General features: G+C 42.9%; 22 protein-coding genes. 14 read left to right on the top strand and 8 right to left on the bottom strand.

The genetic code is table 11. The features are described 5' to 3' along the window. Nucleotides 1-26: 26 nt before the first annotated feature. Nucleotides 27-1,373 (top strand): type I glutamate--ammonia ligase, encoded by a 1,347-nt coding sequence (glnA, locus tag ABVF55_RS02435; RefSeq protein ID WP_445285459.1) that lies wholly within the window; start codon nucleotides 27-29, stop codon nucleotides 1,371-1,373. Nucleotides 1,374-1,625: 252 nt separating this feature from the next. Here the strand turns inward: glnA and rnjA are convergent, their stop codons facing one another. Further along, nucleotides 1,626-3,308 (bottom strand): ribonuclease J1, encoded by a 1,683-nt coding sequence (gene rnjA / locus ABVF55_RS02440; protein ID WP_003008868.1) that lies wholly within the window; start codon nucleotides 3,306-3,308, stop codon nucleotides 1,626-1,628. A gap of 3 nt (nucleotides 3,309-3,311) precedes the next feature. Further along, on the bottom strand, nucleotides 3,312-3,542 hold the full coding sequence (locus ABVF55_RS02445; RefSeq protein ID WP_003008866.1) for a DNA-directed RNA polymerase subunit epsilon: 231 nt from the start codon (nucleotides 3,540-3,542) through the stop codon (nucleotides 3,312-3,314). A gap of 292 nt (nucleotides 3,543-3,834) precedes the next feature. On the opposite strand from ABVF55_RS02445, the gene tsaB reads away from it, so the two are divergent. The 9 genes from tsaB to ABVF55_RS02490 all read left to right on the top strand — a co-directional run bounded on the left by tsaB (nucleotide 3,835) and on the right by ABVF55_RS02490 (nucleotide 10,145). Further along, nucleotides 3,835-4,518 (top strand): tRNA (adenosine(37)-N6)-threonylcarbamoyltransferase complex dimerization subunit type 1 TsaB, encoded by a 684-nt coding sequence (gene tsaB / locus ABVF55_RS02450; protein ID WP_024054741.1) that lies wholly within the window; start codon nucleotides 3,835-3,837, stop codon nucleotides 4,516-4,518. Then, nucleotides 4,515-4,952: a ribosomal protein S18-alanine N-acetyltransferase gene (rimI, locus tag ABVF55_RS02455; RefSeq protein ID WP_024054742.1), complete on the top strand. Its 438-nt coding sequence runs from the start codon at nucleotides 4,515-4,517 to the stop codon at nucleotides 4,950-4,952. Before tsaB ends, rimI begins: the two co-directional genes overlap by 4 nt. Then, nucleotides 4,942-5,952, top strand: a complete 1,011-nt coding sequence (gene tsaD, locus ABVF55_RS02460; protein WP_024054743.1) for a tRNA (adenosine(37)-N6)-threonylcarbamoyltransferase complex transferase subunit TsaD — start codon at nucleotides 4,942-4,944, stop codon at nucleotides 5,950-5,952. Before rimI ends, tsaD begins: the two co-directional genes overlap by 11 nt. A gap of 135 nt (nucleotides 5,953-6,087) precedes the next feature. After that, complete coding sequence (locus tag ABVF55_RS02465; protein WP_445285460.1) at nucleotides 6,088-7,062, top strand: hypothetical protein; 975 nt, start codon at nucleotides 6,088-6,090, stop codon at nucleotides 7,060-7,062. Nucleotides 7,063-7,113: 51 nt separating this feature from the next. Next, nucleotides 7,114-7,659, top strand: coding sequence for a hypothetical protein (locus ABVF55_RS02470; RefSeq protein ID WP_373106025.1), 546 nt, complete (start codon nucleotides 7,114-7,116; stop codon nucleotides 7,657-7,659). 47 nt (nucleotides 7,660-7,706) lie between these two features. Beyond that, nucleotides 7,707-8,261: a DUF3592 domain-containing protein gene (locus tag ABVF55_RS02475; protein ID WP_214259934.1), complete on the top strand. Its 555-nt coding sequence runs from the start codon at nucleotides 7,707-7,709 to the stop codon at nucleotides 8,259-8,261. 110 nt (nucleotides 8,262-8,371) lie between these two features. After that, nucleotides 8,372-9,067, top strand: coding sequence for an AzlC family ABC transporter permease (locus ABVF55_RS02480; protein WP_049474651.1), 696 nt, complete (start codon nucleotides 8,372-8,374; stop codon nucleotides 9,065-9,067). After that, a complete protein-coding gene (locus ABVF55_RS02485; RefSeq protein WP_195423533.1) occupies nucleotides 9,054-9,380 on the top strand; it encodes an AzlD domain-containing protein in 327 nt (108 codons plus the stop codon). Before ABVF55_RS02480 ends, ABVF55_RS02485 begins: the two co-directional genes overlap by 14 nt. A gap of 102 nt (nucleotides 9,381-9,482) precedes the next feature. After that, nucleotides 9,483-10,145 (top strand): hypothetical protein, encoded by a 663-nt coding sequence (locus ABVF55_RS02490; RefSeq protein WP_320909702.1) that lies wholly within the window; start codon nucleotides 9,483-9,485, stop codon nucleotides 10,143-10,145. Nucleotides 10,146-10,180: 35 nt separating this feature from the next. Here the strand turns inward: ABVF55_RS02490 and ABVF55_RS02495 are convergent, their stop codons facing one another. From ABVF55_RS02495 to larA, 5 genes are all read right to left on the bottom strand, one after another. Next, entirely contained in the window at nucleotides 10,181-11,353 is a 1,173-nt protein-coding gene (locus ABVF55_RS02495) for an NAD(P)/FAD-dependent oxidoreductase (RefSeq protein WP_320909703.1), read from the bottom strand. A gap of 138 nt (nucleotides 11,354-11,491) precedes the next feature. Continuing rightward, complete coding sequence (larD, locus tag ABVF55_RS02500) at nucleotides 11,492-12,205, bottom strand: D/L-lactic acid transporter LarD (RefSeq protein WP_445285461.1); 714 nt, start codon at nucleotides 12,203-12,205, stop codon at nucleotides 11,492-11,494. 20 nt (nucleotides 12,206-12,225) lie between these two features. Next, the gene (larC, locus tag ABVF55_RS02505; protein WP_445285462.1) at nucleotides 12,226-13,605 is read right to left on the bottom strand and encodes a nickel pincer cofactor biosynthesis protein LarC; all 1,380 of its coding nucleotides are present in this window, start codon (nucleotides 13,603-13,605) and stop codon (nucleotides 12,226-12,228) included. After that, complete coding sequence (gene larB / locus ABVF55_RS02510) at nucleotides 13,605-14,372, bottom strand: nickel pincer cofactor biosynthesis protein LarB (protein WP_320909705.1); 768 nt, start codon at nucleotides 14,370-14,372, stop codon at nucleotides 13,605-13,607. The genes larC and larB overlap by 1 nt, the downstream gene beginning before the upstream one ends. Nucleotides 14,373-14,380: 8 nt before the next feature. Then, complete coding sequence (larA, locus tag ABVF55_RS02515) at nucleotides 14,381-15,655, bottom strand: nickel-dependent lactate racemase (RefSeq protein WP_257738758.1); 1,275 nt, start codon at nucleotides 15,653-15,655, stop codon at nucleotides 14,381-14,383. Between the two features lie 161 nt (nucleotides 15,656-15,816). Between larA and ABVF55_RS02520 the strand changes: the two genes are divergently transcribed. The 4 genes from ABVF55_RS02520 (at nucleotide 15,817) to ABVF55_RS02535 (ending at nucleotide 18,322) form a co-directional block, all read left to right on the top strand. Continuing rightward, a complete protein-coding gene (locus ABVF55_RS02520) occupies nucleotides 15,817-16,482 on the top strand; it encodes a Crp/Fnr family transcriptional regulator (RefSeq protein ID WP_070594487.1) in 666 nt (221 codons plus the stop codon). 1 nt (nucleotide 16,483) lies between these two features. Then, entirely contained in the window at nucleotides 16,484-17,332 is an 849-nt protein-coding gene (gene larE, locus ABVF55_RS02525; RefSeq protein WP_049489290.1) for an ATP-dependent sacrificial sulfur transferase LarE, read from the top strand. A gap of 3 nt (nucleotides 17,333-17,335) precedes the next feature. Then, entirely contained in the window at nucleotides 17,336-17,860 is a 525-nt protein-coding gene (locus tag ABVF55_RS02530; RefSeq protein WP_445285463.1) for a DUF924 family protein, read from the top strand. A gap of 162 nt (nucleotides 17,861-18,022) precedes the next feature. After that, entirely contained in the window at nucleotides 18,023-18,322 is a 300-nt protein-coding gene (locus tag ABVF55_RS02535; protein ID WP_021153902.1) for a YbaB/EbfC family nucleoid-associated protein, read from the top strand. 268 nt (nucleotides 18,323-18,590) lie between these two features. Here the strand turns inward: ABVF55_RS02535 and ABVF55_RS02540 are convergent, their stop codons facing one another. Further along, entirely contained in the window at nucleotides 18,591-20,165 is a 1,575-nt protein-coding gene (locus ABVF55_RS02540) for an ATP-binding cassette domain-containing protein (RefSeq protein ID WP_445285464.1), read from the bottom strand. Between the last annotated feature and the right edge of the window lie 273 nt (nucleotides 20,166-20,438).

Raw genomic sequence — 20,438 nt, forward strand, 5'->3', positions numbered from 1 at the left:
TTGTAATCTATTTTAAGGAGACAAAAATGTCAATTACTGCTGCAGATATTCGCCGTGAAGTAAAAGAAAAAAATGTTACTTTTATTCGCTTGATGTTCTCTGATATTTTGGGAACCATGAAGAACGTCGAAATTCCAGCTACCGATGAGCAACTGGACAAGGTTCTTTCAAACAAAGCCATGTTTGATGGTTCTTCTATCGAAGGATTTGTCCGTATCAACGAGTCAGATATGTATCTTTACCCAGATTTGGATACATGGACAGTCTTCCCTTGGGGAGATGAAAATGGTAGCGTAGCTGGCTTGATCTGTGATGTCTATACGACAGAAGGGGAACCATTTGCAGGAGACCCACGTGGCAACTTGAAACGTGCCCTTCGTCATATGGAAGAACTTGGATTCAAATCCTTTAACCTTGGTCCAGAACCAGAATTCTTCCTCTTTAAGTTGGACGAAAATGGAGATCCAACTCTTGAAGTAAACGACAAAGGTGGCTATTTTGACTTGGCTCCAACAGACCTTGCAGATAACACTCGTCGCGAAATCGTAAATGTCTTGACCAAGATGGGCTTTGAAGTAGAAGCCAGCCACCATGAAGTAGCCGTTGGTCAGCATGAAATCGACTTTAAGTATGACGAAGTTCTTCGCGCTTGTGACAAGATCCAAATCTTTAAACTCGTTGTGAAGACCATCGCTCGTAAACACGGTTTGTACGCAACCTTTATGGCTAAACCTAAATTTGGAATTGCCGGATCAGGTATGCACTGTAATATGTCTCTCTTTGACCAAGATGGCAACAATGCCTTCTTTGATCCAGAAGATCCACGTGGAATGCAATTGTCAGAAACTGCTTATCACTTCTTGGGTGGTTTGATCAAGCATGCCTACAACTTTACAGCCGTGACCAACCCAACCGTCAACTCTTATAAACGTTTGGTTCCTGGATATGAAGCACCTGTTTATATCGCTTGGGCAGGACGCAACCGTTCCCCATTGGTACGTGTGCCAGCATCACGTGGTATGGGAACTCGTTTGGAATTGCGTTCCGTAGATCCAATGGCCAATCCTTATATAGCCTTGGCAGTCTTGCTTGAAGTCGGCCTTCACGGAATTGAAAATAAAATCGAAGCACCTGCTCCGATCGAAGAAAATATCTATGTGATGACACCGGAAGAACGTAGAGCAGCTGGAATCACAGATCTACCTTCTACCCTTCACAATGCTTTGAAAGCCTTGACAGAAGACGAAGTGGTGAAAGCTGCCTTGGGTGAACACATTTACACCAGCTTCCTTGAAGCCAAACGAATCGAATGGGCAAGCTATGCGACCTTCGTATCCCAATGGGAAGTAGACAACTATTTAGATCTTTATTAAGAAACAAGAGTAAAGAGGCTAGGACAAAAGTCCTAGCCTCTCAATTATTTTTGGGTTGTCGAGCAAGACGCAGTGGTTGAGTGGGCTCTACTACGCTGATTTCATCAGCTTTTACAGCCCTACTCAACTGTGCGGAGGTGGGACGACGAAATCGAATTCTAACGAATTACCGATTTCTGTCCCACTCTCTTTTTGATCCTCAAAAGGTCACTATAAAACCAGTCGAAACAGTGGTCTCAACTGGTTGTTTTTTTAATTTTCGTCATCTGGTGTGAGAATCATTGGGATAATGATAGGTTCACGTTCCGTGCTCTCGTATAAGAATGGGCGAAGGGCATTAACAATCGCACCATTGACGGTTTGGATATTGGCATCTTTGTTCTTCAAGGCGATGCGAATTGCATTGAAGAGGATGCGTTGGCTTTCACGAATCAGATCTCCTGATTCACGCATGTAGATAAAACCACGGCTCAAGATGTCTGGTCCAGCCAGGATCATCTTCGATTTGAAGTCAACAGTCGCAACAGCAAGCACAACACCGTCTTCAGAAAGGTCTCTCCGGTCACGAAGGACAGCAGCCCCGATTTCACCGATACGATTTCCATCGACATAGATGTCTTGGGCATTGAAGCTTCCTGCGATCCGAGCAGAGTTGGCTGTAAGAGCGAGGACATCACCATTACTCATGATGAAGATATTGTCTTTTTCCACTCCGCAATCACGCGCAAGTCCTGCGTGGATCTTCTGCATCCGGTATTCACCATGGACAGGCATGAAGTATTTTGGTTTGATCAAGCGGAGCATGAGTTTTTGTTCTTGTTGCCCCCCGTGTCCAGAGGTATGGATGTTGTTGATCTTCCCGTGAATGACATCGACACCCGCTTCGGAAATCGTATTGATCAATTTATTCACACTGGTTGTATTTCCAGGAATTGGACTAGAAGAGAAGATCACGGTATCTCCTGGTTGGAGTTGCACTTGGCGGTGTGTTCCGTTGGCAATCCGAGAGAGGGCTGCCATTGGCTCTCCTTGGCTTCCTGTACACATGATCAGAATTTCATTGGCTGCATAGTCTTTGATCTCATTTGGCTCGATAATGGTTCCAGCAGGGACCTTGATGTAGCCAAGCTCGATTCCGTTGACGATGGCTTTTTCCATCGAGCGTCCAAAGACGACGATCTTGCGACCTGTCTTGACAGCTGCCTCAGCTGCTTGTTGGAGACGGAAGATATTCGAAGCAAAGGAAGCAAAGATGATGCGCCCGTGGATCCCTTCGATGATCTTCATGATGGATTGGCCAACTACTTTTTCAGAGTTGGTAAAGGTTGGGACTTCCGCGTTGGTTGAGTCCGAGAGCAGGCAGAGAACGCCTTCTTCCCCAAGGGCCGCCATACGATGGAGGTCAGCCGGTTCCCCAACAGGTGTGAAGTCAAATTTGAAGTCTCCGGTACAAACAATCTTTCCTTGAGGAGTGTGAATCACAATCCCTAAAGGTTCTGGAATTGAGTGAGTCGTACGGAAGAAGGTTGCTTTAAGATTTTTAAATTGAAGCTCAGTGTTTTGGTTGATTTCGTAGAGTTTGGCATCACGAAGAAGGCCGTGCTCTTCTAATTTTCCACGGATCAAGGCAAGCGCCAAAGGTCCAGCATAGATAGGGACATTGGCTTGTTTCAAAAGGAAAGGAATCCCACCGATGTGGTCTTCGTGTCCGTGGGTAATGAGGACCGCTTTGACGCGATCGATATTGTCAACGATATAAGAGTAATCCGGGATTACATAGTCGATCCCAAGGAGGTCATCTTCTGGAAATTTGATCCCGGCATCGACAATGATGATTTCATCTTGGTATTCGATCCCGTAGGTATTTTTTCCGATTTCTCCAAGTCCACCAATGGCAAATACACCAACTTCTTCAGGTTTTAAGGTATAAGCCATGGATTAGTACTCCGTTAGTTCAAAAGCACCTGACTCTTTCTCGTAAGCAAGGTGTTGCTCAGAAAGTGGTGTGATAAATTCAATGTTGAAATCTGTGTTTGCTTCAACCAATTGACGAGCTTGGATGCGTCCTTCGCGTTCATTCGGTGCATCAATATCGAGATAAAGTGCATGCGTTGTTTCACGACGAGGGTTGCGGTCTTTTGTTTCCTGATAAAAAACTTTGTAAATCATGAAGTAATTTTCCTTTCATTATTTCGGTCTATTTGTTAGCTACGGAGGAGTGCAATCACTAGAGTTTCCTACTCGCAACTAGTGGACCTGATTCGATACAATTAATTATCATTATATCATAAATTCGCCTGTAAGTAAAAGATAGACTGGAAAAGTCAGAGAGGCAAAGACCTATAATAGAGAAGCTTTTGAGCGGTTTTGGATAGGAAAATCCTGCGTTCTAGAGGAGAGTTTCGCTGGGATTTGAAGGGAATTTGTAGTATAATATAATCCAGTTCAAGAGGAGTAGGAAATGAAATTATTAGCATTTGATACCTCGAGTAAGGCTCTTTCTGTAGCGATTTTAGAAGATGAGACTCTACTTGCAGAAACAACATTAACCATTAAAAAAAATCATAGTATTACCTTGATGCCGGTCATCGATTTTTTGATGCAACAAATCGACTTGACACCCAAGGACTTGGACCGGATCGTGGTGGCAGAAGGTCCTGGGAGTTACACTGGACTGCGCATTGCGGTCGCAACCGCAAAGACCTTGGCTCATACCTTAGGAATTGAATTGGTCGGGGTTTCGAGCCTCTTAGCCCTAGTGCCAGATGATCTAGAAGGTTTGGTAGTGCCTGTCATGGATGCCCGTCGGAACAACGTTTATGCAGGTTTTTACCAAGATGATCAGCTGGTCGCACCAGAAGGGTATTTTCCATTTGAGGAAGTCCTAGAGCATGCAGCGACGAGTGAGCAGGTCACCTTTGTCGGAGAAGTCACGGCCTTTAAGGAGCAGATCGCCTCTAGCCTGCCAAGGGCTACTTACTATGAAACCTTGCCAGATGCAGTGAAAATCGGACGTCTCGGTCTCAAACAAGCGACTGCTAGCCTCCATGATTTTGTCCCTCATTATCTCAAACGGGTCGAAGCAGAGGAAAATTGGCTCAAAGACCACACGGAAACAACGACCTCTTACATCAAGCGTCTATGATGAAAGGAACAATCAAGAAAGGGAGCAGCCAGGATGCGGCTGCCATTCTCGCTGTCATGGAAGATGTCTATGAAGCGAGTCCCTGGAAGTTGGAGCAGATTGAAGCCGATTTAGAGCAGGAATCGACCTCCTATTTCCTAGCTGTGGATGAAGGACAAGTCCTTGGATTTGTCGCCATTCAAGAGACTCTCTATGAAGCAGAGGTCCTACAGATTGCGGTCAAGCGCGCCTTTCAAGGCCAAGGCCTAGCTCAGCAGTTACTCGCGCAGTTGCCGGACCATAAAGAAATTTTCTTAGAAGTGCGCGTGTCCAATCAACCGGCCCAAGGCCTATACAAAAAAATGCATTTTGAAGAAATTGCACGGAGGAAAAACTACTATCACGATCCCATAGAGGATGCTGTGATCATGAAGAGGAACCCAAATGAAAGATAGATATATTTTGGCTTTTGAGACATCTTGTGATGAGACCAGTGTGGCTGTCTTGAAAAATGACGACCAACTCTTGTCCAATGTCATTGCCAGTCAAATCGAAAGTCACAAGCGTTTTGGTGGGGTGGTGCCTGAGGTAGCCTCTCGTCACCATGTGGAAGTCATCACCGCTTGTATTGAAGAAGCCCTGGAAGAAGCCGGTATCACAGAAGCAGATGTCACAGCTGTGGCTGTCACCTACGGTCCAGGCCTAGTTGGAGCTCTTTTAGTCGGCCTAGCTGCAGCCAAGGCCTTTGCCTGGGCGCATGGACTTCCTTTGATTCCTGTCAATCATATGGCAGGGCATTTGATGGCCGCTCAAAGCGTCGAGCCCTTAGAGTTTCCGCTTTTGGCCTTGCTGGTGAGTGGAGGACATACAGAACTAGTCTACGTCAGTGAAGCGGGTGATTATAAGATCGTCGGAGAGACCCGTGATGATGCTGTCGGAGAGGCTTATGACAAGGTTGGGCGCGTGATGGGCTTGACCTATCCAGCAGGACGTGAGATTGATCAGCTGGCCCACCAAGGGGCTGATATCTATGATTTCCCTCGGGCCATGATCAAGGAAGACAATCTGGAATTCTCCTTTTCAGGACTCAAATCTGCCTTTATCAATCTGCACCATAATGCCGAGCAAAAAGGAGAAAGTCTCTCCAATGCAGACTTGTCTGCAAGTTTTCAGGCAGCCGTACTAGACATTCTCATGGCCAAGACCAAGAAGGCCTTAGAAAAATATCCGGTCAAAACCCTGGTCGTTGCTGGTGGGGTCGCAGCTAACCAAGGTCTTCGCGAACGCTTGGCTTCTGAGATCACAGATGTTAAGGTCATCATTCCGCCTCTGCGCCTCTGCGGGGATAATGCAGGGATGATCGCCTATGCCAGTGTCAGTGAGTGGAACAAAGAAAACTTCGCAGGCTGGGACCTCAATGCCAAACCAAGCCTAGCCTTTGAAGGAATTGAATAAGAAAAAGGAGCCAATTGGATGTGCGATTCCAATGGCTTTTTTGCTGGGATCTCACCAACTAGTAGCGGATTTGCGAGGTGAAAGAAAATTCGGTATGATAGAAGGAAAAAAAGAATGGTGAGGGAGAGAATAGATATGAAGAAAGAGAAGAGCTCTAAATATAGAATTGGTACGATTCTTGTCATTGTTGTCTGTTTGCTACTGGTTGCAGGATGCGAATCACAAAAGAAAATTGAAAAAAGTGATAAGAGTAAAGAGTCCTACGAATTTTCGGTCTATAATGCGAAATCCGACATTAAAGACTTTCAATTTATCCATAATAAAAATGGGCTTCTGGTCGAATGGAAGTTTGATGAAAAAGAACGGAAGAAATCTTTACAGTCTCCCGATTCATCAGATTGGGTTGAGGTGAACTCTAATTATTTGGTTAGGAAAAGAAACAGAGTAAGAGATATTATTCCATCGAAAAAAATGAAGTCAGATGAATACGCCCATTTAGAAATCTATGATTTAACAGGGAGTAAGGCGAAACGAAAGGAAGTCGATCTTTGGAAGATGATGGTGGAGTATGTAAAAAATGATGATTTTGAGCTCTATAGTCCTTTCCCGACTCTTCGAAAAATGAATGGGAAGGACTACGCTATCATTGAAATTAGGAAGCAAACTCAGCCACGTTATTTTTTGCTTAATCTTAAAACCCTTAAAATTGATAAAGAAATAACGGAAGAAGACGTGAATGAGAAAAATAGAGTGTATCTCTCAATTTCTACCCGTAAAGGCTACACTGCTGGAGTTCATCCCTTTTATAATGGTTTTTGGAAGGATGAATCTTACAAAGGTAATATCAATTTAAAAGCATCCTATCCGACTGCATTTAAACTCTTTTCAAAACCAGAAGGTTTTGCTTATAAAGTGATCAATTCTGAGAATGGTGCCATTACGAATGGGAAAGAACTGATTGATCTAGAAACAGAATTTCTTACATTAGGTTCCTCTGTGTACGATTATGCCTATCTGCCTAAAGAACTGAGTATAGAAAATAAGGATACGAAAATCTCTCAGTTCGACGAGATTCAACAGTATTATAACGGTAAATCTTTTTCATATTGATACTGAGAGAATTTTTAGAAAACATACAAGGAGAGTGAAAAAGAGGTTGTTATGCAAACAATGATTAATTTAGGAATATGGGAGAACAAGAATTACCATTTTGATTGGGAGGAAAAAATCATACTAGAAGAGACATCTTCTCCTAACTACTGGTCTTATGTACTGCTCCCTATTACATTATTTATTATTAACAAAATTTCGGATGGATTAGTGGAGGCTGGAATATTTGACAATCAGTTGGTACGACTTGGAACGATTCCAATTTTAGGTGTTATCTCCTACTTCCTAGCTGCGTGGATCATTCGATATTACCATGCAAGCCTGAAATTACAGACATCTAAGTTGGATGAGGATCAGTGCAAGAAGTTAATCAAGGCATTAAAGAGACGGAAGGTGTACTTTACATTTCTTGTCAATCTTTTTAGGTTCCTAACTGTAGCCGCTATTCTTTTGTTTGTCATCGGAAATGAAACCATTGCAGCACTCTTTTTGCTCATTAGTTTTTCAGTGATTTTTATGTTTAAATTTGATTACCAATTATCTAAATGGCCTGATATGATAGAGATCATATCTCAAGAAGTGGAAAATGGTGAGTAAGAAAGATTTGATAGCTTTTAATATTCTTAAAAATAGGAGGTAGAAAAATGCCAGTATATATTATATTTCTTTTTGCAATAGGGGGCGGGTCTATCTTTTTCCTAACTGTTTTTTTCATCTACTCCTGCATTTCTAAGAGTTTTGCAAGAAGGAAAAATCTAGCAACAGAACGGCTTGATGGTATTGTTGTTGGGTATGCATATGCACAACAGGTAAATCCACCAATTGTCGAATACATTGTTGATGGAATGGCATATAAGAGACAACTGGAATATCGTTGGACCGTGGTGAAATCGGCCCCTTGGATGAGTCGGAAGGCTGTAGCTGATACACCGGATCTTTTAAGTGAAAATTTAGTGATTTCTAGAAACTCAATGGTCTCCTATACAAACGTTTTAGAAGAAGCCTTTCCCAAAGGATCTACTATGACCGTCTGGTATAATCCTCAAAATCCAAAAGAGTCTTATGTTGAACGTTTTTGTAATAAAGATAAACTGTATAAAAGGTTGGCTCTTTTCTTTCTTATTCTCTACATCATTTTTATGATCGTTTTTGTAACCCTTACAATTTTATCTATAATATACGATTGGAAGGCTAATTAAGATTTTAAAATATAAGGGCAGTAGAAATGGATTGAGTCTCTCATTGGTCCTTTTTCAACCTTTTTTCTTGTGTTATAATAGAGGTCAATGATTCAGAAAGGAGTGAGAGAGTGGAAAAAGATTTTTGGCAGGGGGTGAGGGACGCGCTACCGACGGCTTTGGGCTATATCAGTATTGGCCTGGCTTGCGGTGTGGTGGCGTCTCCCTATCTTTCTCCTTTGGAGATGGCCTTGATGAGTATCTTGGTCTATGCTGGGGCGGCCCAGTTTGCGATGATCTCTCTGATTGCGGCTCATTCTTCTATATTGAATATGGCCTTGACGGTGTGTTTGATCAATCTCCGTAATATGTTGATGAGTCTGCATACGTCGTCTGACTTTAAGGATGCTAGTCTCGCTCATACCATCGGGATTGGAAGCCTCCTGACTGATGAGAGTTATGGGGTCTACTTGAGCGAGAAGTTAAAGACGGATACCATTACAGTCCCTTGGATGCATGGGAATAATCTAGTAGGCTATGTGGCCTGGATCAGTGCGACGGTTATCGGAACAGCTCTGGGATCTCTCCTACCTGATCCAAAGGCTTTTGGGCTTGATTTTGCTTTGGTGGCTATGTTTATTGGGATTTTTGCAGCCCAGTTTCAAGGAATGCAACTGACAGAAAAGACCAAGACCATGCTCATGGTGCTGTTAGCAGTAGCAGTGAGTTTCTTTCTCTTACTCTTTTTTGTTTCGCAACCGCTAGCTGTGCTAGCTGCGACCTTGATCGGCTGTTTTGTGGGGGTGGTCTGTGATGCGCGTGAATAGTTATATCTTCATGGCCATTCTGGCCTCAGCCCTCGTTACCTGGATTCCTCGGATCTTGCCCTTCCTCTTGGTCAAATACAAGGGACTGCCGGCTCCTGTAACCCGCTTTCTCAAATACTTGCCCATTTCCATTATCTTTGCCTTGGTTTTGTCAAGCTTAGTAGATGGAAAAATTGGAAGTCTCCCGCAGCTCCACTGGTTGGACCTAGTAGTGACCATTCCCAGTCTCTTTGTAGCCTTTCGTTACAAAAACCTTATGGGAACCGTTTTGTTTGGGATTGTCTTGATCGCCCTATTACGATTGGCATTTTAAATGGAAAAATATGTTACAAAAAAATTACAATTGTTACAAATAAACTTGATTTTTGTAATAATCGGAGTATAATGGAAGTCAGAAAGATAAAGAGGTGATCTTATGAAAAAATCAATCTTCCGTTGGAGTGCCGCTGTTCTGGTGGCTGCTTCACTTGGTCTAGCTCTCGGTGGTTGTGGTGCAAGGGATAAAAAAACAGCTTCCTCATCCGAAAAAGCATCTACCAGCAAGGTAGAGAAAAAAGCCAAAAGTAATAGCAAAAAGAGTGCGGCATCTTCCTCTCAGGCAAACGATACAGCTAGCTCTTCGACTCAAGCAAGTAGCGCGACAGCTTCAAAAGACTCTGGTAAGACAGAGAATGCGTCTACTACGATGCAAGCTCCTGTCCCTGCAGAATTGGTGGGAACTTGGGTAGGATCTAGTCCACAAGCGGATGCGATTAAAATGACAGTGGATGCCAATGGAGATGTGACAACAGTGGTTAGCTTCAAAAATGATAGCGAACCGACTCGGACAGCGACCTATACAGCAAGAGCAGTAAAAGCAACAGGCAATATCTACTATTGGGAGTCAGAAGGATTGGATGGAGCTGATGCCTTGCTTCCAGGGATCACAGGGTTAGGTGTAGCCAACTTCCGACTGGAGCCAGGTTTTGTCTTAGAAGAAGGCCATTATACCCCGATTGTTTTCACAGCGCCTATCAATACAGAATTTGACTACACCAAATACAATGATTTCCGTTTTTCATTAACCAAAGAACAATAAAAAGACGAACTCGATGGAAAATCGAGTTCGTTTTTTTAGTAATGAGGGCTTCCTGCTACCCAACCGGTACAGAGGGCGGATGTGATATTAAAACCGCCTGTATGGGCATTGATATCGAGGACTTCTCCTGCAAAGTGGAGCCCAGGAACTAGCTTACTTTCTAGGGTTTTGGGATTGATTTCTTTGAGGCTGACGCCGCCCTTGGTTACAAAGGACTTAGCTAGAGACATCTTCCCAGTGACAGGAATAGGCATCTCTTTGATTTTTTTAATGAGCTCTTCTATCTGAGGAGGAGTGAGTTGCTTGGCTTTTTCAGGGAATCCTTGCGCCAAGAAATCGGCTAATCGTTCAGGAAGAAGGGCTTTGAGGCTATTTTTAATCGCCTTTTCTCGATGCTCTTCTAGAAAGTCTTTTAAGTCTTGAGAAGAAGTAGTCGGAAGGAGGTCCAGAGATAATATTTCCCCGCCTTTAACAAAGCTGGACATCCGAAGGGCTGCAGGGCCAGAAAGACCGAAATGTGTAAAGAGAAGGTCGTGTGTGATGATGTGTTTGCCGTAGCTGAGGGTCACATCTGTCAGAGAAATGCCTTGGAGGGCCTTGTGTGGAAAATCTGTTAAAAGAGGACTTTCTGCAGCTTCGAGATCCGTTATGCTATGTTTGAAGTGGCGGGCAATTTCGTGTCCGTAGCCAGTAGAGCCGGTAGAAGGGTAGGATTTGCCTCCAGTTGTGACGATCAGCTTATCGGCTGTCCAAGTGTTTTCAGCTGATTTGACGATGAAGACGTCTTCTGGCTTGGTGACAGAGACCACTTCACAGTTGGTGGCAATACTAGCACCAAGCTCAAGGATCTTATTTTCTAAGGCTTGAATAATGGTGCGGGATTGATCACTAACAGGAAAGACCCGACCATGGTCTTCGACTTTTAGCTTGACGCCATTATCGGTGAAAAATTGGATGATATCATGATTATCAAATTGGGAAAACACACTGTAAAGGAAACGGCCATTTCCAGGGATACCGGCCATCAAATCGTCTAAGGTCCCGTTGTTTGTGACATTACAGCGACCCCCTCCGGTACCTGCGAGTTTCTTGCCCAGTTTTTTATTCTTTTCGATGAGCAGGGTGGATTGGCCATAAGAGGCACTAGCAATGGTCGCCATCATCCCAGCGGGTCCGCCTCCAATAACAATAGTTTGATAGTGAGTCATATCGATCTTCCTTCTCTTGTTTCTTTCGTGATTTGCTTTGTCCATTATATCATTTTATGGTTGGCTTAGGAAAATGAAGGAATCAAAAAAGCAAGCATCTTTTGATACTCGCTTTTAAATGATTCTTCGATCAACTCATTACATGATTCCAAGGAAGTGACGGATGAAGAAGAAGGCAAGGACAGCACCAACAAATGGAGCAGTACCTGGTACAATAAGACCATATTGCCAGTCGTTGTTTACTTTATTTTTGATTGGTAAGATTTGGTAAGCAAAACGAGGTCCAAGGTCACGCGCTTGGTTCATGGCGAAACCTGTGGTACCACCAAGACCCATACCGATAGCCCAAACAATCAAACCAACATGGAATGGAAGCATTGCTTCGTTGGCATGTTCAGCAGCCATGATAGAAGTCAAGAAGATGAAAGTTGCGAACGCTTCGACGAAGTAGTTACGTGGAAGGTTACGGCAGTTAGGGTTAGTTGAGAAGATGTTACGGATAGCAACACCATCAATTTGACCTTCAGAAATCTTGAAGTGGTCAGCATACATAAAGTAAGCAATGACAGCTCCAAGGAAGGCACCGATGAATTCAGCGATTGCGATTGGGAAGAATTGAGCGATTGTCAATTTACCAAGAAGGACTTTCAACAAAGCCATTGCAGGGTTCATTGAAACGCCGCCAAAGATGAACAAGCAGACAGTGATACCGAATGCCCATGTAGTAATCGCGAATAAGTGTCCAGTTCCAGCATATTTTGTTTTCTTCAAAACGTCGTCACAGTGTACGCCAACCCCGAAGATAATCATCAAAGCTGTACTCATAACTTCTGCAAGTAATTGATGTGTCATGTTAATAAATGTCTCCTAAATTAATAAATATATTTTTGTAATTGGTGATAAACTTCTTGAATCGGTAACTGCATCTCCTTAGCAATACGCTGACAGTCTTCGTATTCAAGAGTCTTCTTAGTGATGGATCCGTATTGATTGATTTTAACCGTAACGGTTCCAAATTCCGTATCGATTTGTTCAAATCGACGTTGCATGACCTTGCGGTCAACTTGTTGGTATCGAAAACCAATGGTACTGGTTTCTTTGAACAAGAGGGTTGAAAAATCTTCCAACTGACTTCCTTGAATCAAGAGAATCAACTCAAAGCCAGGGCGATTCTTTTTCATAACGATGCTACGATAGTAGACATCCAAAGCGCCAGCATCCAAGAACCGATTTAGAATATAAGCCAGTTGTTCTGGTGTTTGATCATCAATCGTTGTGGTTATTTCAACGATGCGATCATCGGTGTGGTGGACGGTGGTCGTGCTATGTGAGGAGTCTTCCTTCAATAGCGAACCGCGTAAAGCATTGAATTTTCCAGTCTCTCTTTTACCAAATCCATAGCCAACACTTTCGATGGAAAGGTGAGAGGGGATTGGTTCAAAGATTGGGGACAATGCTTTAAGGAGGGCTAACCCTGTTGGAGTAATCAACTCCGTTTTGACTGTGAAGTCTTGAGTAATCGGAATAGTCGTTCCTTTTCTCAATTGCATCACAGCGGGAACCGGAACAGGCATTTCTCCATGGGCAACTGAAATGGTCCCACTTCCCTCAGTGAGAGGAGTGGAGTAAACTGTATCGATACCGAGCGATTCCACTAGGATGAAAAAGCTAACGATGTCGACGATGGAGTCAATTGCACCAATTTCATGGAAATGAATCTGTTCGACAGGCATGTTATGCACAGCTGCTTCGGCCTTTGCGATATCAAGAAAGACTTCAAGACTTTTTTCTTTCACAAAAGGACTCAACTGTGAAGCGGCAATCAAATCGTGGATATCCGCATAACTGCGAGCATCCGCGTGGGAATGGCCATGATGGTGTTCATGATCGTGATGATGTTCGTGATCGTGATGATGTTCGTGATCGTGATGATGTTCGTGATCGTGATGATGTTCGTGATCGTGATGATGTTCGTGATCGTGATGATGTTCATGATCGTGATGATGTTCATGATCGTGATCAAAATCACCTTCAATCCCCGTATCTTTCTCCCCGTGGTGAAGGTGAACATCGAAATCAGTTCCCCAAATTGCGCTTTTTGCGAGGCGATGAACGTGGAGGTGGAAACCATCCACTCCCAGTTTCTCGAGTTCTGTGTGAAGAAGTTCGACATCTGCCCCAAGGTCCACAAGAAGACCATTGAGCATATCGCCACTTATTCCAGAAAAAGGTTCTAAAAATAGACTGGTCATCAGTTTTCCTTTCGATTGTGGTTGAGTCGATTGATCATACATGCTGAATAAGCTGCACCAAATCCGTTATCAATGTTGACGACCGTTACGCCAGAAGCGCAAGAGGTCAACATACTCATCAAGGTTGTTAGCCCTTGAAGGTTGCTTCCGTATCCAATGCTAGTCGGAACGGCAATAACGGGAACATCCACAAGGCCTCCTACGACACTGACAAGAGCTCCTTCCATACCGGCAATCACGATGATCACACTGGCTTTTTGGATCTCTTCTAAGCGATTGAAGAGGCGATGGATACCGGCGACTCCCACATCATAGATTCGGCGAACCGAATGGCCAAAGGTTTCTGCAGTGACTGCAGCTTCTTCTGCAACAGGAACATCACTTGTCCCTGCTGTGACGACCGCAATGTAGTGTTCAGGATCGGCTTCTTCCTTTTTAGAGTTGAGAACGAAGCAGCGGGCTTCTGGATAATAGTGGCCAGTCGGAAAGCGCTGAGAAAGAGCCTCTCCCTTTTGGAGAGAGACTCTTGTTGTGAGGATCGGCAATTCTTTTTCTGAAAGAAATTGCAGGATCCCTTCAATTTGCTCAACTGTCTTTCCTTCGCCGTATACGACCTCAGGGAAGCCGTTGCGACGTTGCCGGTCAGTATCAATTGCTGCATACCCTAGTTCTTTAACTCCATTGATTTGCTCAAGCGCATCCTCAACGGAGAGATGACCTGCTTGCAAAGAACGGAGTGTCTGTTCTAGATTGGGTTGAAAATCCATGTTTGATTCTATTCAACAACGACAGAAAGTCCGTCGCGGATAACTGTTACTTTAGCATCTTTTCCTTCACGTGCAAAGGCTTTTTCAAGTGCTTCGTCAAATGAAGTTGCAAGTTCCATGTGCATACCTGTAATCAAAGCAGGATCTACAAGGTCAGATACAAAGATAACATGGTGGTGTACCAAAATACGTGCCAAGATTTGAGAAGTCCATTGGTCTGGGACAGTCTCTAAACGAGGTGTATTGATAGCTTGGTCCAAGAATTCTTTTGGATCTTCTACGTCAGCAAGGTTGCGATAGAAACCTTCTCCACCGTGACCGTCTGCACATCCAGCAACCATGATGATTGTTCCGCCTTCTTTGTTAGAAGCTTCGGCTGCAGTCATCCCTTTAACAGCTTGGTAGATGTTTTGGTCAAGTGGGAAACCACCGTTTGTAGAAATTGTGATGTCGCTTTCGATCTTAGACACACGTGCCAAGTCTGCAACGAAGTCACAACCAACTTTGTGGGCTTCAACCATGTCCCCAGCGAAAGATCCGATGATGTGTTTTTCGCCGTCCAATACAACATTGACGATGAAGGCCAAGTTTGCAGTACGAGCAGCGTAAAGCATATCTTCGTGGATTGGGTTGTGGTCAAGGTTACCAGTACGTGCCTTATCAGAATTGATGAAGTCACCTGAGTGGTTCGCCATGATAGTTTTGTATGAAGCGATACCTGGAAGGACTGATTTACGTCCACCTGAGAATCCAGCAAAGAAGTGAGATTCGATGAATCCTTCTGCTAGCAACAAGTCAGCTTCAGCAGCGATCTTGTTGATGATACAATCACCACCTGAAGGAAGTTGACCGATTTTCACCATGTCATCGTCGTTTGTTGAAATGTGCATAACGATTTCTTCATTGTCAACGATTTCTTGGCCGTATTTATTGATCAATTCTTCACGAGTTGAAGGACGGTGGAAACCAGTAGCAACCAAGATACGCACGCGTGCATCAGGGTTAACTGAGCGAATACGACGCAAAATGATTGGAGTGATGATGTGAGAAGGAACGGGACGAGTGTGGTCAGAACTGATCAACACGATGTCTTTTTTGCCTTTAGCAAGTTCTTCCAAAGTTGGGCTGCCGATAGGGTTGTCCATTGAACGTTCAACAGTTTCTTCTTCAGACAGTGGGTTATGGAAGTTTTCCGCCTTAGACTCTAACAATCCTGCAAAGTTTTCGTCTGGAATCTTTGCAACAATCGATTTTTTGTCGTACGGTAATTTAATTTCTACCATTATTTGCGATCTCCTTTATTAATACTGATACTTATAGTATAATTCTTTTTAAAAAGAGGTGTGCACCAATTGATGTCAACAAATGTTAACTATGTTGTTTAAGAACAGGTGTATCATTAGTGTGACTTCTATGAAGAGCCAAAACAGGAGGAAAAACGCGCGTGGATTCAGCATTTTTAGTGAAATTCTTGGAAGAGAGGCGAACGCCAATTATCAAGAAAAAATACCACAGCTACCTCTCTTATCGCGGGATTAAAGAGGACTATATCTATATTTTAAAAGAAGGGGTTGTCAAGACCAGTGTCATCATGCGTGATGGTCGAGAATTTAACTTTTCCTATTTAAAAGCGACCGATATTGTCTCCTTGTTACGGGATGAGGTATCCAATTATACGGACTCGCCTTTTAACGTGCGCGTCGAGACAGCTGAGGCTAGTTTTTACCGGATTCCTCGGGTCAAGTTCTGGACCTTTGTCAAAGAGAAAAAGGAACTGCAAGATTACGTACGGGATTATTATCGCAATAAACTGTCTGAGAGTATGGAATCCCAGCAGTACATGATGATGAATGGGAAAAAAGGCGCAGTTTGTTTTCACCTACAAAAGCTGTGCAGCTTATTTGGGGTAGAGCAGGACGATGGTATCTTGATTGATTTTAATATTACCAATGAAGATATTGCTGGTTTTTGTGGGATCTCAACCCGAAACAGTGTCAACCGCATCCTGAACGAATTAAAACGGGAGGGTGTTTTAGACATTCGACAGCAAAAGATCGTTATTTTGGACATCGAACGAATCGAAGAATTTATTGGAAGGGAAACATTCTAACATGGCAACAGAAGCACAAATCAGAAAAGAAAAAGAAGAAAAATTACAAGATATTTTACGAAAAATCGGAAAGGTAGCCGTTACCTATTCAGGTGGGATTGACAGCTCTTATCTCTTGAAGGTGGCCTTGGATACCTTGGGACCTGACAATGTTATTGCGGCCGTCGTGAACTCTGAGATGTTTTCAAATGAAGAATTCGATCTAGCGCTCGACTTGGCCGATCAGCTAGGAGCACCTGTGCTTGGACTGGAAATGAGAGAATTGAGTGATCCACGGATTGCTGCCAATACGCCCAATATTTGGTATTACACCAAACAATTGATGTACCAAACTATTAAGGAGTCAGTTACAGAACTGGGCTTTAAGCAATTGGTGGACGGTATGATTATGGATGATATCGACGATTTCCGCCCTGGTATCAAGGCTCGGGACGAAGCGGGTGTCCGCAGTGTCTTGCAAGAAGCGGGCCTCTATAAGACAGAAATTCGTCAATTGGCCAAGGAAAGAGGGGTCTCCAATTGGAATAAGGTGCCATCTTGTAGCGTTGCCTCACGCTTCCCATACGGGGTGAAAATCACTTCAGAAAATGTGCAACGGGTTTTTGAAGGGGAAGAGTTCCTTGTAGGACTTGGCTTTGAGCAAGCCCGTGTGCGTGTGCATGGAGACTTGGCGCGCATCGAAGTGGAAGAAGACCATCTGCTTGAAGCCATCCAACTGCATGACAAGATCAATGACTACATGAAAAAAATCGGATTTACCTATGTAGCCTTGGATTTGGCTGGATATAAATACGGCCGGATGAATGATTCATTGGATGAAAAAACAAAAGAAAAAATTATGGCAGGTTAAGCAATGAAGGAAGTGATAAGGTTCTGGTTTGAAGAGTTGAAGCCAGAGGATTGGTTCAAAAAATCAGACGCACTGGATCAAGAAATGCGCGTGCGCTTTGAAGAACTTTATTGGAAGGCCAGTCGTGGAGAATTGTTCAGCTGGCGCGCTTCCGCCCAAGGGCGCTTGGCAGAGATTTTGCTTTTGGACCAAATCCCTCGGAATATTTTTCGAGGGACGGCCCAAGCCTTTATGACCGATTCGCTTGCCTTGGTCTTGGCCCAAGAAGGCTTAGAGCAAGCCTTGGATCTACCAGTTGTACAAAGAGGATTTTTCTACATGCCTTTTATGCATTCGGAATCTTTAACCATTCATGAAGAAGCTCTGCGCCTATTTGATCAACCGGGCTTAGAAAAGCGTTTGAAGTATGAGAAGATGCACATGGACATTCTTCAACAATTTGGGCGTTATCCACATCGGAATGCCATCTTAGGACGGCCTTCGACCAAGGAAGAAGAGGAGTATTTGAAAGAACATTCTGGCTTTTAAGGGAAGATGAGGCCCACAGATTTCAAAACTCTTTTCTCTCTTCATGAAATTGCCTGAAACAGCAGGCATGATGTCAGAGTTCCCTCACCTAGGCTTTTCCAAGCGTCTAAAAAATGGTATAATGAACTGTAAATTTCACAATTTGGAAGGAATGTTATTGCTATGATGAATATGCAAAATATGATGAAGCAAGCTCAAAAATTGCAAAAGCAAATGGAGCAAAGCCAAGCGGAGCTAGCTGCAACTCAATTTGTCGGAAAATCTGCTCAAGATTTGGTTGTCGCGACTCTTACAGGTGATAAGAAGGTCGTCTCCATTGATTTCAATGTTGCAGTGGTCGATCCTGAAGATACAGAAACTCTTTCTGATATGACGGTTCAAGCCATCAATGCTGCCATTGAAGAAATTGATGCTGCAACCAAGAAAAAACTCGGTGCTTTCGCAGGGAAATTACCATTTTAAGCTAAGGAAGTTTTCATTAACTCAAAAGAGGCTCAGTTTTGAGCCTTTTTCAGATTGAAGACAAAGTCATATTAAAAACTTTCCTTGGGTGAGTACGGACGTCAGCGAACTTCTTCGAAGTTCCAAGACTAATTATTGAGCCTAAGGTCTCAATAATTCCGAGTGCCTGAAACGTTATTGTTTCAGGCACTTTTCTCACGGCGGAAAGTTTTAGTATTTTCTTTCTTTGAAACACTAACGATATATTTTTAGGTTTATGTCAGCAATTTTATTCTTTTCTTAGTTCAATGACTTGATCGTATCGACTTTCATCATCGATATGGTGAGCGATTTCTAACACCATCATCGGTAGTGAGAAAATCAAGTCTCGAACCATCTGACTATTTTCTGCGTCAAGAGCTGCAGTTACCTCATCTGCTAATAAAATATCCTTTTTACGAAGTAGGAAGCGGGCTAGTTCAATCCGGACACGTTGTCCGCCTGAAATATTTTCTCCGTTATTAGTGATTACAAAATCAAGCCCATCAGTTAGTTCATGGTCGAGTTTGACCTGTCTTAAAACAGTCTCTAATTCTTGATCTGAAAACTCCTGTCCCAAACTGAGATTGTAGCGAATAGTATCATTAAAGAGGAAAGGATGCTGGCTGATAATGCCTACCTGACGAACAAAGTGACTTGTTTTAACTCCATCTCTTGTACGACAAGTAATCGTTCCGGCATCCGGCTTTTCTTCTCCTGTGATCATTCGGAAGAGGGTTGATTTCCCACAGCCACTTGGCCCTTTGATGAGGACTTTTTCGCCTTGTCGAATGGCTAGATTAAGATCGCGAAGAATCTCTCTACCGTTATAAGATTTACTTAAATGGGAAATTTCTAGCTCTTCTACTTGGGAGATCGAATGATTGTCCGATTCACTATCATCTGCTCGATTTAAAATTCCGAAAATCTTTTCTGCCGTTGTTTTGGCTCCTTGTACTTCAACCACATCATACATGATATTTTGGATAGGCCCTACCAGTTGACCAGCAGCAATATACATAGCAACCAGGCTAGCCACTGAAACATGATGACCCTGCATAGCAAGGAAGAACCCTAATACCAAGGGGAGTACTTGGCTCAGAAAGACCATAAAACCATTACAAAAGAAAACAATATTATGGGTAAAAGCAAACCTTTGAATAGCTCGTTGATAACGAAGATTGATATTCCAGACGCGCTGAGAATTTTCAGGCAAGGCTTGATTCATCCGCAAGGTCTGAGCTCCTCGAATACTATCAGAGATTTGGTTATGAACAGCTGTTCTTCCCTGAGACATTTCATCCCCTGAATTCTTTAGCTTATTATTCATCAAGAATTGTGGAATGGGACGTAAGATTGTGAAGAAAACAAAGATAGAACCCAATAAAACATTTTGGGCAATGATATAGATCGCCGTAATCAGTGCTCCAAATCCCCAACATGAAATAGACATATAGCGTTCAAAAAAGTTATCTCCTAGAAATTCCATATCCTGTGTCAGCAAGGTAATCTTTTCATCTTCACTATATTCCCTGTCTTCCATTAACTTCTGAAAAAGGGCCGTTCGGATATTCATGTGAATTTCACGTCTAAAGACATTATTTGCATGATTACAAAATAACATTAGACTATACAAAGCGAAATAGACAGAAAAACCAAAGAGAGCAAATTTCCAAATAGAGGAATAGGTAAGGTTATTTTGATCTATCGATAGTGCTTTGGCAACAACCAAAGGTTGACCTAATGCGAGACCCCCATTTGCCAGTGCTCCAATAATGGTTAGGTATTTTGTTTTTTTATCAAGATATTTAAAGATATGAATCATAAATCTCTCCTAGAAAATAGAACCCTATGATTGAGAAATATCAGATGTAATCATTAAATCTTATTACATATTATTCTTTGTGATATATTTTACATGCTCATTATACATCTAAGAATAAGTCTGGTCAATGAATATTTAAAAAATTAGAAATGATTAAATCTTTAATAACTAATATTTTAAGTTAAGCCTTTGAAAAAGCTCTACTTGTCTGTTGGATGAAAATTTACTTTAGTCAATCTTTACAGAAATGAAATAAAAAGAACCCCCAAAGAA

The sequence above is a fragment of the Streptococcus sp. KHUD_012 genome, assembly GCF_052588255.1.

Excerpts from the sequence above, each read along its gene's own strand:
- ABVF55_RS02475 (WP_214259934.1), top strand. The coding sequence starts at position 7,707 with ATGCCAGTATATATTATATTTCTTTTTGCAATAGGGGGCGGGTCTATC.
- tsaD (WP_024054743.1), top strand. The coding sequence starts at position 4,942 with ATGAAAGATAGATATATTTTGGCTTTTGAGACATCTTGTGATGAGACC.
- larB (WP_320909705.1), bottom strand. The coding sequence starts at position 14,372 with ATGGATTTTCAACCCAATCTAGAACAGACACTCCGTTCTTTGCAAGCA.
- ABVF55_RS02495 (WP_320909703.1), bottom strand. The coding sequence starts at position 11,353 with ATGACTCACTATCAAACTATTGTTATTGGAGGCGGACCCGCTGGGATG.
- larC (WP_445285462.1), bottom strand. The coding sequence starts at position 13,605 with ATGACCAGTCTATTTTTAGAACCTTTTTCTGGAATAAGTGGCGATATG.
- rnjA (WP_003008868.1), bottom strand. The coding sequence starts at position 3,308 with ATGGCTTATACCTTAAAACCTGAAGAAGTTGGTGTATTTGCCATTGGT.
- ABVF55_RS02445 (WP_003008866.1), bottom strand. The coding sequence starts at position 3,542 with ATGATTTACAAAGTTTTTTATCAGGAAACAAAAGACCGCAACCCTCGT.
- ABVF55_RS02530 (WP_445285463.1), top strand. The coding sequence starts at position 17,336 with ATGAAGGAAGTGATAAGGTTCTGGTTTGAAGAGTTGAAGCCAGAGGAT.
- rimI (WP_024054742.1), top strand. The coding sequence starts at position 4,515 with ATGATGAAAGGAACAATCAAGAAAGGGAGCAGCCAGGATGCGGCTGCC.
- larE (WP_049489290.1), top strand. The coding sequence starts at position 16,484 with ATGGCAACAGAAGCACAAATCAGAAAAGAAAAAGAAGAAAAATTACAA.
- ABVF55_RS02490 (WP_320909702.1), top strand. The coding sequence starts at position 9,483 with ATGAAAAAATCAATCTTCCGTTGGAGTGCCGCTGTTCTGGTGGCTGCT.
- ABVF55_RS02470 (WP_373106025.1), top strand. The coding sequence starts at position 7,114 with ATGCAAACAATGATTAATTTAGGAATATGGGAGAACAAGAATTACCAT.
- glnA (WP_445285459.1), top strand. The coding sequence starts at position 27 with ATGTCAATTACTGCTGCAGATATTCGCCGTGAAGTAAAAGAAAAAAAT.
- larD (WP_445285461.1), bottom strand. The coding sequence starts at position 12,205 with ATGACACATCAATTACTTGCAGAAGTTATGAGTACAGCTTTGATGATT.
- ABVF55_RS02540 (WP_445285464.1), bottom strand. The coding sequence starts at position 20,165 with ATGATTCATATCTTTAAATATCTTGATAAAAAAACAAAATACCTAACC.
- tsaB (WP_024054741.1), top strand. The coding sequence starts at position 3,835 with ATGAAATTATTAGCATTTGATACCTCGAGTAAGGCTCTTTCTGTAGCG.
- ABVF55_RS02535 (WP_021153902.1), top strand. The coding sequence starts at position 18,023 with ATGATGAATATGCAAAATATGATGAAGCAAGCTCAAAAATTGCAAAAG.
- larA (WP_257738758.1), bottom strand. The coding sequence starts at position 15,655 with ATGGTAGAAATTAAATTACCGTACGACAAAAAATCGATTGTTGCAAAG.
- ABVF55_RS02485 (WP_195423533.1), top strand. The coding sequence starts at position 9,054 with ATGCGCGTGAATAGTTATATCTTCATGGCCATTCTGGCCTCAGCCCTC.
- ABVF55_RS02465 (WP_445285460.1), top strand. The coding sequence starts at position 6,088 with ATGAAGAAAGAGAAGAGCTCTAAATATAGAATTGGTACGATTCTTGTC.